Origin of the sequence: Agrobacterium bohemicum (assembly GCF_002896715.1) — a bacterium.
Lineage (GTDB): Bacteria > Pseudomonadota > Alphaproteobacteria > Rhizobiales > Rhizobiaceae > Agrobacterium > Agrobacterium bohemicum.
The window spans coordinates 79,979-91,273 of record NZ_PGEL01000014.1 but is presented as its reverse complement, the minus strand read 5'-3'; the positions used below and the strand labels follow the sequence as shown (position 1 = coordinate 91,273).

General features: G+C 56.2%; 13 protein-coding genes and 1 tRNA gene. 8 read left to right on the top strand and 6 right to left on the bottom strand.

Annotation, left to right across the window (positions count from 1 at the left end):
• On the bottom strand, positions 1–179 hold a 179-nt coding region (locus tag CUC55_RS23040; RefSeq protein WP_245304063.1), incomplete at its 3' end, for a porin.
• A 540-nt stretch (positions 180–719) separates the two neighbouring features.
• Between CUC55_RS23040 and CUC55_RS01125 the strand changes: the two genes are divergently transcribed.
• The 3 genes from CUC55_RS01125 to CUC55_RS22820 all read left to right on the top strand — a co-directional run bounded on the left by CUC55_RS01125 (position 720) and on the right by CUC55_RS22820 (position 1,516).
• A tRNA-Ser gene (locus CUC55_RS01125) sits at positions 720–810 on the top strand.
• Positions 811–914: 104 nt separating this feature from the next.
• The gene (locus CUC55_RS01120; RefSeq protein WP_067653655.1) at positions 915–1,265 is read left to right on the top strand and encodes a hypothetical protein; all 351 of its coding nucleotides are present in this window, start codon (positions 915–917) and stop codon (positions 1,263–1,265) included.
• 74 nt (positions 1,266–1,339) lie between these two features.
• Positions 1,340–1,516: a hypothetical protein gene (locus tag CUC55_RS22820; protein ID WP_170063795.1), complete on the top strand. Its 177-nt coding sequence runs from the start codon at positions 1,340–1,342 to the stop codon at positions 1,514–1,516.
• Positions 1,517–1,522: 6 nt separating this feature from the next.
• Here the strand turns inward: CUC55_RS22820 and CUC55_RS01115 are convergent, their stop codons facing one another.
• Together CUC55_RS01115 and CUC55_RS01110 are read right to left on the bottom strand one after the other, a co-directional pair.
• Entirely contained in the window at positions 1,523–2,317 is a 795-nt protein-coding gene (locus CUC55_RS01115; RefSeq protein ID WP_103086723.1) for an aldolase/citrate lyase family protein, read from the bottom strand.
• A 10-nt stretch (positions 2,318–2,327) separates the two neighbouring features.
• Positions 2,328–3,545, bottom strand: coding sequence for an NAD(P)/FAD-dependent oxidoreductase (locus CUC55_RS01110; protein ID WP_103086722.1), 1,218 nt, complete (start codon positions 3,543–3,545; stop codon positions 2,328–2,330).
• A 247-nt stretch (positions 3,546–3,792) separates the two neighbouring features.
• On the opposite strand from CUC55_RS01110, the gene CUC55_RS01105 reads away from it, so the two are divergent.
• Positions 3,793–4,146 carry a hypothetical protein gene (locus CUC55_RS01105; protein ID WP_067653661.1) on the top strand — a complete coding sequence of 118 codons (354 nt, stop codon included), beginning with the start codon at positions 3,793–3,795 and terminating at the stop codon, positions 4,144–4,146.
• A 135-nt stretch (positions 4,147–4,281) separates the two neighbouring features.
• Positions 4,282–5,394: a pyridoxal phosphate-dependent aminotransferase gene (locus CUC55_RS01100; protein WP_067653663.1), complete on the top strand. Its 1,113-nt coding sequence runs from the start codon at positions 4,282–4,284 to the stop codon at positions 5,392–5,394.
• Positions 5,395–5,601: 207 nt separating this feature from the next.
• Here CUC55_RS01100 and CUC55_RS01095 read toward each other — a convergent pair whose 3' ends face one another.
• Positions 5,602–5,868, bottom strand: coding sequence for an SEL1-like repeat protein (locus CUC55_RS01095; RefSeq protein WP_067653665.1), 267 nt, complete (start codon positions 5,866–5,868; stop codon positions 5,602–5,604).
• Between the two features lie 505 nt (positions 5,869–6,373).
• On the opposite strand from CUC55_RS01095, the gene CUC55_RS01090 reads away from it, so the two are divergent.
• A complete protein-coding gene (locus tag CUC55_RS01090) occupies positions 6,374–6,712 on the top strand; it encodes a DUF2147 domain-containing protein (protein ID WP_103086721.1) in 339 nt (112 codons plus the stop codon).
• An 87-nt stretch (positions 6,713–6,799) separates the two neighbouring features.
• Here CUC55_RS01090 and CUC55_RS01085 read toward each other — a convergent pair whose 3' ends face one another.
• A complete protein-coding gene (locus CUC55_RS01085) occupies positions 6,800–7,195 on the bottom strand; it encodes an ACT domain-containing protein (protein WP_103086720.1) in 396 nt (131 codons plus the stop codon).
• A 191-nt stretch (positions 7,196–7,386) separates the two neighbouring features.
• On the opposite strand from CUC55_RS01085, the gene CUC55_RS01080 reads away from it, so the two are divergent.
• Positions 7,387–9,297, top strand: a complete 1,911-nt coding sequence (locus CUC55_RS01080; RefSeq protein WP_103086719.1) for a PhoX family protein — start codon at positions 7,387–7,389, stop codon at positions 9,295–9,297.
• A 66-nt stretch (positions 9,298–9,363) separates the two neighbouring features.
• On the opposite strand, the gene CUC55_RS01075 is transcribed toward CUC55_RS01080, so the two are convergent.
• Positions 9,364–9,576 (bottom strand): hypothetical protein, encoded by a 213-nt coding sequence (locus CUC55_RS01075; RefSeq protein ID WP_067653672.1) that lies wholly within the window; start codon positions 9,574–9,576, stop codon positions 9,364–9,366.
• Positions 9,577–9,827: 251 nt separating this feature from the next.
• Here CUC55_RS01075 and CUC55_RS01070 point away from each other — a divergent pair, with 251 nt between their 5' ends.
• Positions 9,828–10,985 (top strand): esterase, encoded by a 1,158-nt coding sequence (locus CUC55_RS01070; protein WP_103086718.1) that lies wholly within the window; start codon positions 9,828–9,830, stop codon positions 10,983–10,985.
• Positions 10,986–11,295: the final 310 nt, after the last annotated feature.

Sequence of the window (11,295 nt, the reverse complement as noted above, 5' to 3'; positions counted from 1 at the left end):
TCGCAAACGCGAACGTATTCCATTGGTTCTGGCTCAGCAGCGACGATAGCGTCGGCAGCCTGTGCGCCAGATACTGCCGCGAGAGCTGCAGCGGAGCCGATCAAAAGGCTCTTAATGTTCATGGTTGACCTCCAGTCAAGTTTCAAAAGGGTCTGGGTTCTTAAGCTGAAGGACAGCATTCCCTGCCCCATTCCCGTGTTCTCGAAAACGGACGATCCACCGCCTCGCTTCCGTTGCTGAAANTACGGAAGCTTGCCGCGCTTGCAATCGGCAAACGTACTTATGACGGCTTTCCTCGTCTGCTTCGGTTCGGCATGTTGCCAAAAACACACATTCGGCTCATCCGAGAGCCGTAGAAGTTTACAAAACCTTAAAAAAGCTGTTTTGAATCCGGGACTTATAATCGTTCAGTGGCGGTTGCCGTCCGGGGGAAGCCTGTGGAAAGAGCACGCAAAAGCCATTCTCTCTATATGCGCAACGTTGTCATAGACGATTATTCGCTGCTGGAGGGCAATCCATAAGAGAAGGACAAACCGAGACTGCGCATCTTCATGAAGGGAATAGCTCATCACCGATTCGCATTTTTCTCTTCGAATCTGCTGATTCTTCCCGAATCGCTTTGATCTGCTCACGAAAAACCCGGGACGAACTGTTCTTTTTCGTCTCTTTATAGAAAAGGCCTTGCATTCGATTTTTTNAAGCAATAATCAGGCGGCACCGGAGAGGTGGCCGAGTGGTCGAAGGCGCTCCCCTGCTAAGGGAGTATACGTCAAAAGCGTATCGTGGGTTCGAATCCCATCCTCTCCGCCATCAAACAAAAATCCCGACAATCCTGAAAATCATTATCGCTGCACTGCGGAACATTCGTGCGCCTACTGCGTTACCACCTCGGAAACAGCAAGAGGTGATTTTAGATGGCTCAGACCAAATTGAATGTTGTCGAAGATACAGTCGAGAATCAGATTGCGGAGCTGCGTTCGCAGATTTCGTCATTGTCCAAATCCGTTTCGGCTCGCGCCGGTACGCTTTCGAACGAAGCTTCGGAGTTCGTTGACGAAGCCAGTGGCCGCCTTCAGCGTGCAGCACAGACTGCCGCACAGACGGTAAAGGCCCAGGGCCACAATGTTGTTGAAGCCGTGAAGGAAAACCCCGGCACAGCGACGTCCGTATTGACCGTTGTCGGCGCTCTGGGCTTTGCCCTTGGCTATTTCGTCGCTACGGCAGCAAACGAGCAGAAGAGCAGCAGCATTTATCGCTGGCGCTAAGCTCAGTTGGCATTCAGATGGGGCGAGGAGACGTATCTCCTCGCCCCATTTTTTTATTTAAACGGGAGAATCACATGGACCTTAATCATGAGGTTGAAACTGCACTCGCCGCATTTTGTCAGGACAGCCATATTGGACGCGACGAAGCGATCCAACGTATTCTCAGAGACTGGCTTGTGCGCGAGGGTTTTCTGTTTTCCGGCGAAGAGGGCATTCCTCCGCATAAGCTGAACGCCAGCAACGACGACTGAGCAGGCTCAGTAGCTCGAGGCTTTCGTTGCTTCGCCGCCCTTATATCGCGCACATAGTGATTTCAGCGCACTTGAAAACTCGGTGACATCGGCACCGACAGCGACAANTGATGCGCCGAGTTCGAGATAGCGTTTATTGAACGTCTCATTGAACGTCAAAATGCCGGCGGCCTTGCCCGCCGCGACAATCTTGCGAATCGCTGTTTCGATGACGTCCTGAACTTCTTTTTCATCGATGCGGCCGAGATAGCCCATATCCGCGGCCAAATCCGCAGGGCCGATGAAAACGCCATCGATGCCGTCTGTCTTAAGAATGTTGTCGAGATCGGCAATTGCAGCGCGGGTTTCCGCCTGTACCAGAAGGCACACACCGTCAGAGGCGGTTTGAGAGTAATCTTCAATCGTATTGAAACCGGATGCCCGGGCTACGACTGCGCCCATGCCGCGAATGCCGCGTGGAGGGTAATGCATTGCCGCCACCAGAGCTTGGGCCTGCTCAGCCGAATCGACCATCGGCACCAGCAGCGTTCGCGCACCGGCATCTAGCATCTGCTTGATGATCCAGCTCTCGCCCGTCGGTACGCGCACGACGGGTTCCGCAGATGATGTCGACAGGGCGCGCAATTGGTCGATGATGCTGCGCAAATCGTTCGGCCCGTGTTCACCATCGATGACCAGCCAGTCGAATCCGGCGGTTCCGGCAATCTCGGCGGTAATCGCCTCGCCCATGTCCAGCCACAGACCGATTTGCGGTTTGCCCTGCTTTATCGCGGTTTTGAAGCGGTTTTCGGAGACTGGCATGGATCGTCCTTTATGCGAGCAGCAATTTCAAATCAGCAGAATGATCGGCGAGAATCGCTCTGTTCGGTTCCTTGCCCGTGTCGAGCAGCTTCTTTCCGCTGACATAGGCCTTGGCATCGTTGATGGCATCCACGGCGATAAAATGCCCCTGATGGAAATACCATACCGAATGGCTGCCTTCCCTCTGGCCCGGGCGCGACAGCGTTTCGTCATACCCCATGTTGAAACCGGCGATCTGGAGTTTCACATCATACTGATCCGACCAGAACCATGGCTTTGGCCGGTATGGCTGCTCCTGCCCTGTCAGGATAAGGGCTGCGGCCTCCGCCTGGTCCACGGCGTTCTGCACGGATTCCAACCGGACGCTTGCGCCATTCATTGGTAAAAGCGCGCAATCACCTATTGCGTGAATATCCGGGTCGGAGGTGCGGGTGAATTCATCAACCAGAATACCGTTGCCGATATCGAGGCCCGAATCGCGGGCGAGCCGGTCATTGGGCAGAACGCCGATACCGACGATGACGAAATCCACATCGAGAACCGAACCATCGGAAAGCTCGGCGGCACTGACGCGCCCATCCGTGCCGATCAGACGCACAAGTCCGGTTTTTNCGCGAATCGTAACGCCGCGGGAACGGTGGATATCGCGCATGATGGTGGCTGTCTCGCTGGCTGCCACGCGCTGCAATATCCGCTCGGCCATTTCGATCAGCGTGACCTCCAGCCCGAGCTGCCGCGCGACGGCAGCAGCCTCCAGGCCGATATAACCACCACCGATGACGAGCAGCCGGCGTCCGGGCTGCATCTCCGCCATCAAACGGTCGGCGTCGCGTTTATCGCGCACCGTCAATACGCCGTCGAGATCTCCGCCAACACCTGCTGGAAGCTCTCGGGGGGCCGCGCCGGTTGCCAGCGCCAGCTTGTCATAGGAAAGCGTGCTGCCATCCTGCATCCGAACAGTTTTGTTGGCGCGGTCTATCTCTTCCACCCAGGTGGAAAGGCGCATCTCGACATTGTTTNCCGCAAACCATTCAGGACCACGAAATTGCAGCCGGTCGAAAGACATGTCGCCCATCAGGTATTTTTNGGACAGCGGCGGCCTTTGGTAAGGCGCGACATCTTCAGAACCGATGATGGTAACGGNCCGGTCATCATTCAGCGCGCGCAGTTTCGCGGCAAGAGCAAAGGCGGCCTGGCCCGCGCCGACGATGACGAGTGTGCCTGCCATTTTGCTGCTCCATCATTCCACAAGATGCTTCAAGGCGTAACGCCAAGTACGCCAAGCGTCAACCGCAAACCAGCTCTACGCAACCTTCTGTCTCTAAACACGTTTCAAGTCGCGAGTTCGTTTCAAAGATGCAGATCGCTGTGGCAAANCAGGCCAGAAACAGTTCAATCTTACTGTTTCGATTCAGCGTTTGGCAACGAAGCGGGCGTATGATTGTATTCAGACAAAAGGCAATCGGGAGGTTGTCATGGCACTCAACGTAAATATCAACGCACACGATGCCGTTCCGCACGACGAGATGTACGAGAAGTACCCGGTCGATCGGCCGGGCAAGATCACCTTCATCGGTCATCATCTCAGTGCCAAAAACACCATGCGATGCCTCATCAGAAATATCTCGTTATATGGTGCGGACATCGAAGTGAGCCCGCATCTGGACATGCCCACCAACTTCTATCTCGAAGTGCTGGGTATTCGTGATGAAATCGGCTGCACCCTCATCCGTCGTGAAGAGGAAAAGGCAACGGTCGGCTTCAACATGCTGATCGATGCGGAGTTCCTGCACCATATTCGCCGCCTGAGCTTCGAGACGGCGCTGTAGGCGCATCGTCATCTCGCCTCGTGGCGGCAAAGAAAGACTATCAAAACACATGCATTTCCTACGGCCTGCCTTGCGCGGGCCGTTTTTGATTATATTGTGAGGCAGTTCTTCCAACGGATTACGGAACCCTCTGAAATGTCCGCATTTTCGCGCTTTACGTCGCTCGCCGCTTCGCTTCCCTCCTCCGTGCCGTTTGTCGGTCCCGAGGCCATAGAGCGCAACCGCAAGCTTGCCGTGAAGGCGCGGATTGGAGCCAATGAAAGCGGTTTTGGCCCGGCACCTTCAGTTCTGGAGGCCATACGCCAGGCAGCGACCGAGACGTGGATGTATGCTGACCCTGAGAATTTCGAGTTACGGGAAGCGCTCGCTATCCATCACGGCATTTCGCGCGATAATATTGCTATCGGAAACGGCGTGGATGGCCTTCTGGGGGAAATCGTGCGGCTGGTCGTGGAGCCCGGAACGCCGGTCGTCACGTCTTTGGGCGGTTATCCCACCTTCAACTACCATGTTAAAGGCTTCGGTGGGCGTCTGGAGACGACGCCCTATCTGGATGACCATGAAAATCTCGACGGGCTGCTGGACCTTGTCAAAAAGGAAAATGCGCCGCTGGTGTATTTCGCCAACCCGGATAATCCGATGGGAAGCTGGTGGGACGCAAGCGAGGTTCTGACGTTTGCCAAAGCATTGCCGGACACGTGTCTGCTGGTGCTGGACGAGGCCTACTGCGAAACCGCTCCCGAAAGCGCTGTTCCCAGCGTTCGCGCCATAATCGGCATGCCGAATGTGCTGCGCATGCGCACCTTCTCCAAGGCGTATGGCCTGGCAGGTGCGCGCGTGGGTTATGCCATCGGCACGCTGGGAAATGCGCAAGCCTTCGATAAAATCCGCAATCACTTCGGAATGCCCCGCGTTTCCGTTGCCGCCGCTATGGCGGCCCTAAAGGATCAGGCCTATTTGCGGGACGTCGTCAAACGCATCGCCAATGCCCGCGAGCGCATTTCAACCATTGCCCGCCAGAACGGCCTGTCGCCCCTGCCCTCAGCGACGAACTTCGTCGCGATCGATTGCCATAAGGACGCCACTTACGCCAAATCCATCGTAGACGGACTGATGGACCACGGCGTCTTCATTCGCATGCCCGGCGTGGAACCGCTCAACCGCTGCATTCGTGTGAGTGCTGCACCGGACGACAAGCTGGATTTGTTTGCGGATGCGCTGCCGAAGGTGTTGAAGGCGCTGGGTTAGACGCAAGCCAGTACCTGAACAACAAAAAACCGTGCCGGCCTTGTTTCTGCCGGTCACGGTTTGATTTTGCAGCGTGGATCTAGCTGTCCCTTTGCGGGGGTCTTCTTTTTATGTCCGGCTAGGACTGGAGGGAACCGGCCGGAGAGAGTGGCGATCTTCAGATCGCTCTGTCTTTTTGTATTGGCACCGGGTGGTCGATGCTTGATGTCAGTGGGTCGTCATCCAATCGCGGGCGGCGCGCAGCGCCTTGGCGAGGTCTGCCTTGTTCATGTTGCGGGCCAGATCGGCGCGCAGCGAGGCTGCCCGTTCCGAACCCTTGATGGCGGCGATGTTGAGCCATTTGTGGGCAGCGATGAGGTCCGGTGCGCAGCCACGGCCTGTCGCGTAGATCAGGCCGAGGTTGCAGAAGACATCCGCGCGGCTCTGGCCACCGGCGACTGCCATTTCGATATCGCGAACTTCAAAGCGTGCCATTTTTTCTATCCTGTTTGCCCGTTAGCGTTTTGTCTGCGCCCCTCTTCGGGAGCTTTTGCGAGTAAGGCCTTACCGTCTTCTGCGGCTTGTTCTGGCCTTTTCCGTCGGCAGGTTTTCCCTGCTCTTTCGATGTCCCCACTATGCCAAACGGGCTTCAACAGGCGCTTAAAATCCATGATTAATAGGGGACAAACAAAGTCCAAACGATTGGTAAAATTGGGTTTTTGTTAAATATCACAAGGCCCGGAAATTAAGGACTTTGTAGACAATTTTACGAAAAGTTTACGGATGGATTTCAACTCTTTCGTAACCACGTCCAAACTTGCGATTTTTTCGCGATCGTTTTTTCGAGCTGTGAGCCGGTTAAAAAGCAGCGAATTTCGCTGCGGCCATATTTCCTTTNACGTTCACGTCAACTATAAATCATGGCATTCGCATCAGGAGTTGCGAGCACCTGGCCTTAAGCGATTGCGAGGTTCAGGCGAAGCTGGATTGGGAGGTCCCTATGAAGAGAATGACGATACTTGCCGCCGCCGCATTTTNGATGGGCAGCAGCGCCTTTGCCGCAGAGGCCATCGAAGGCAACTGGAAAACGGCCAGCGGCGAGACCGCAGCCATCACCCAGTGCGGCTCCGCCTATTGTGTGACGTTGAAGACCGGCAAACACGCCGGAAAGCAGATTGGCAAGATGAGCGGCAAGGGCAACAGCTATTCCGGCGAGATCACCGACCCTGCCAATGACAAGACCTATGCCGGCACCGGCACCGTTTCTGGCGGCTCCCTTAGCATGAAGGGCTGCGTCCTGAAGGTTCTGTGCAAANCCCAGACATGGTCGCGGCTCTAAACCATCCGTCTATTCTTTTTCCGTCGACAAAGCCTCATGTGGTCAACCGCACCACATGAGTTGCGCTTGCAACAGAGAGCCGACGGCTCAACTGTCTGCGTCGGACACGATGTGCCCGGCCTGAGCAAGCAGTGCCACGGCCTTTTCCAGGTCGCTGGTTTTGACCAGAAGATGATCTCCGTCGAAGGTCGAGACGATGAAAATTCCAAGACCGTTTNCCGATAGCGGCCTGATGATGGACAGGACAATGCCCGTCTCTCCGAATTCGAAGGGCCCGAGAAGTTTGAGGCAGGTCCAGCCCGCATCCTTGCGAGCACTCTGCGGCACCCTGCCCTCGACGCAGACGATCGACAACTCGTCATCCGTGCGACTGATGCTGACAAAGCCCGCTCCGTCCGCCCAATCCGGTATTGCTGCGTCCGGGTCGAGACGCGCAATGGCATAGGCCTGCGGAAGAATTTTCAGTTTGATAGACTTGCCCATAGCACTGCTCCACGAATCCCGACTGGGCCATGCCTAACAAAATAAGCGACACGAGAAAATAGACCCCAGCTGGCGCGGCGCTTACAATCTTAGATTGTTTATGTGGATTTAATCCGTCATATCGCTGTAATGAACCCGCTTTAGTTGCTCTTCCTGGAACTATTCCAAACTGCGAGCGGATGGAGAGCATTATGACAAAGATAGACACGAGCAAACTGAGCTGGGATGAGTGGGATGAGCTTCAGAACCCGCCACCGGCTGTGACGGATTTCGACCGCGTGGTGGAATCGGCGATTTCGCGTCGCGGTTTTCTCGGTGGCGTTCTGGCCTTCGGTTCTGCCGCTGCCGCACTCGGCACACTCGGGAATCTCGCAAGCTCCACATCTGCGCAGGCGCAGGAAGCGGCTTCGCGCTTTCCTTTCAAGCCGGTGGCTGCCGCAACGGACAACACCATTCATGTACCCGAAGGTTACAGCTGGAAGCCGGTTGCCAAATGGGGCCAGCCGCTTTTTCCAAACGTGCAGGATATCGACCCGGTCAAAGGCGTCAGCCTTGAGAACTCCGACAAGGTTTNCGGCGAAANCACCGATGGCATGGAGCTTTTCGTCGTTGGCAACCATCAGCTGATTGCCGTCAACCATGAATATGTGAACAACGAGACGAACCTGCCCCACCGCGAAAAGGGCATGCCAGCCAATCTGGACGAGGTCAAAATCCTCCAGCACATGCAGGGCGTGACCGTTATGGAAGTGGCGGAAGGTAATGATGGCTGGCAGATCGTCGTCGGCAGCCCGTTCAACCGCCGCATTCACCACAACACACCGATGAAGCTGTCCGGCCCCGCCGCCGGTTCGGATCTCGTCAAGACCGCCACCGATTCAAACGGCATCGACTGTCTTGGCACCTTCAACAATTGCGGCGCGGGCCGCACACCGTGGGGCACCTACCTGACCTGCGAAGAAAACTTCAACGGCTATTTCGGCTCCACAGACGCCGCTTTCAAAATGCCGGATGATTACAAGCGCTACGGCATCGCGGCGGAAACCCGTTACGGCTACGAGCTGTTCGATGAACGTTTCGACGTTTCCAAGCACCCCAACGAGCCGCGCCGTGCCGGTTACGTCGTGGAGATCGATCCATCCAACGCGTCCTCCACGCCGATCAAGCGCACCGCTCTTGGCCGCATCAAGCACGAGAACGCCGCCGTCGTCATCGCGCGCGATGGCCGCGTGGTCGTCTATATGGGCGACGACGAGCGTGGGGAGTTCCTCTACAAGTTCATCTCCCACGGCATCTATGTGCCGGGTGGTGACACCTCGAAGCTGCTGGACGAAGGCACACTCTACGTTGCCAAGTTTACCGATGACGGCAACGGCGAATGGGTGGCACTGACGCCTGAATCGACAGGCATGAAGATGGACGAGATTTGCGTCTTCACCCGCCAGGCCGCCTCCAAGGTGGGTGCCACCACCATGGACCGCCCGGAATGGGTGGCCATCAACCCCGTCGCCATCGAAGCCTATTGCGCGCTGACCAACAACACCAATCGCGGTGTTACGAAAGACGGCAAGCTGCGCGCTAACGGTGGCGGCGATGCCATGGCTCTCAATGCCGCAAACCCACGCGAGAAGAACGAATACGGCCAGATCGTCCGCTGGTATCCTGAAAATGACGACCATGCGGATGCCAAGTTCAAGTGGGATCTGTTCTGCATGGCCGGCAACCCGGATGTTCACAAGGATGCCTATGCGGGCTCGTCCAACATCAACGCCGGTAACATGTTCAACTCGCCCGATGGCATGATGTTCGATTCGACCGGCCTGCTCTGGATTCAGACGGATGGGGAAGACAGCAATGACGGCCAGTATGCCGGACAGGGGAACAACCAGATGCTGGCGGGCGACCCTGTCACCGGCCGCATCGAACGTTTCTTGACCGCACCGAAGGGCTCGGAAGTCACCGGACAGACATGGTCTGCCGACAAACGCACCCACTTCGTCGGCATCCAGCACCCCAATGCGCCCTTCCCGGATGGTAAAGGCAAGCTACCGCGTTCTGCTCTCGTTGCCATCAAGCGCGATGACAACGCCATGATCGGCTGATCATTACGCTACCAATGAAAAAGGCGCCGTTCACGCGGCGCCTTTTTTTGATTCGTGTGTGAAGCGTTAGAGCCACTGCGTTCCGTCGCCAGCCTGGCAGCCGTAAGGTGGCAGAACATTGCCGAATGTCTGGTGCAGCTTGTCGCAGCCCCATTTGTTGATTGGGCCTGGCATGCGGCTGTTCAGCTCGATGCCGACTTCGTTGTACGGGCTCTCGGTGTTGGTCACATAGCTGTACCAACGGTAACCGAAGATCACGACAGCGAAGATGAGAACCATCGTCAGCACTTTTAAAATTTTCACGGTATTTCCTTACACGTCCTATGAATGTCGACCCGCGCCACAGCTCTTGCGCAATATGTGCCAATGAGAGCCACCGTTGCACGGGCCGCAACTGGTCCTAACGAGGAATGCCGGTTTCAGCAAGCAGCCTGATCTTTGTACCTGCCCCGCCAGTGCGCGGTTGAAAAGGCATCGGCCATCTGTCAGTTTCCAAATCGGGGGTAACGTAATTTGGAGGAAATATTTTCATGCGCCTGCTTTTGCCTTGTGTCCTTTTGGCCAGTTGCATCATGACTGCACCCGCATTCGCTGCAGAACCACCGGCTTCGCCGCCTGCTGACCGTCCCCTAAACGAGTTCGTGACGGGTGTTGAAANGGATGGATCGATCACCTTCCGCCTGTTTGCGCCATCGGCCAAGGCAGTATCAGTCGCTCTCGGCACCAAAGCGCCACTGGAGATGAAACGCGGTGATAACGGCATATGGACCGTCAAAACAGATGTGCTGAAACCCAATCTCTACGAGTATTATTTCAACATCGACGGCTTTCGCAGCATCGATACCGGCACCAATTACCCCAAGCCGCAGCGGCAGGTGAACACCAGCCTCATTCTGGTTCCCGGTAGCATTGTCGATGTGCGGGATGTGCCGCACGGCGAGCTTCGACTTGTCACCATTGCGTCCAAAGCGCTCAAATCCCAGCGCGCGACCTATATCTACACGCCGCCTGGCTACACGGATGCGTCCAAACCACTGCCGGTCATGTATCTCTATCACGGCTTCGGTGACACCGTCGCCTCCTGGGTTGCGCAGGGCCGCGCCCNTGAGATTCTCGACAATCTCCTGGCCGAGAAGAAAATCGAGCCGATGATCGTCGTCATCCCGGATACGGAAGCTGACATACCCGAAGCCATCGCCGAAAACTTCCCCGGTGCCGAGCGTCGCAAGACCTTCTACCCCATCAATGCAGATGCCATCGACCGCGAACTGGTGGAAGACCTCATCCCCTACATGAAAANGCACTACAAAGTGCGTGACGATGCAGACGGCCGCGCCGTGGTCGGCCTTTCGCAAGGCGGCTACCAGTCCCTCGTTTCCGGCCTCACCCACCTCGGCACCTTCGGCTGGGTCGCCACCTTCAGCGGCGTCACCACCACCACGGTTCCCAACAAAGCCGTCGATGCCGCACTGAACGAGCCCGACAAACTCAACAAGACACTCCGCAACCTCACCGTCACCGTCGGCACCAAGGATGTCGTGACCGGCAAGGACATCGCCGGTTTGAAAGCCACCCTCGACGAAAAGAAGATCGCCCACGATTACGTGGAATACAAAGACCTCGGCCACGAGATGGACGTCTGGCGTCCTTCGTTTGAGGCGTTTTTGGGGAAGGTGTTTAAGGAGTAACAGAAAACGGTTTGCCGTCTTGCCTCGAAGGTCGGGACGGCAAACCCAGAGCCGACGCATGTCAGAAANTCTGGTTGGCACTCAGGTCGTATCCAGACGATGCTCAATATTTCTTTAGAGCCTGCATCATCTGCCGAAAGCATCAATTATGGGTTTGAAAGGTCGAACTTGATATCCGTTTGACCCCGCGCTGATAAGAGATTGACGACCGCTCTGTCTCCCAAATCTCCGTTTTCGGCTATGCTGAACAAGGCCGCTGAAATCCCATCGTTTNCCCTGACCATCTGCAGCTCGGAGACGACAGGCGCGG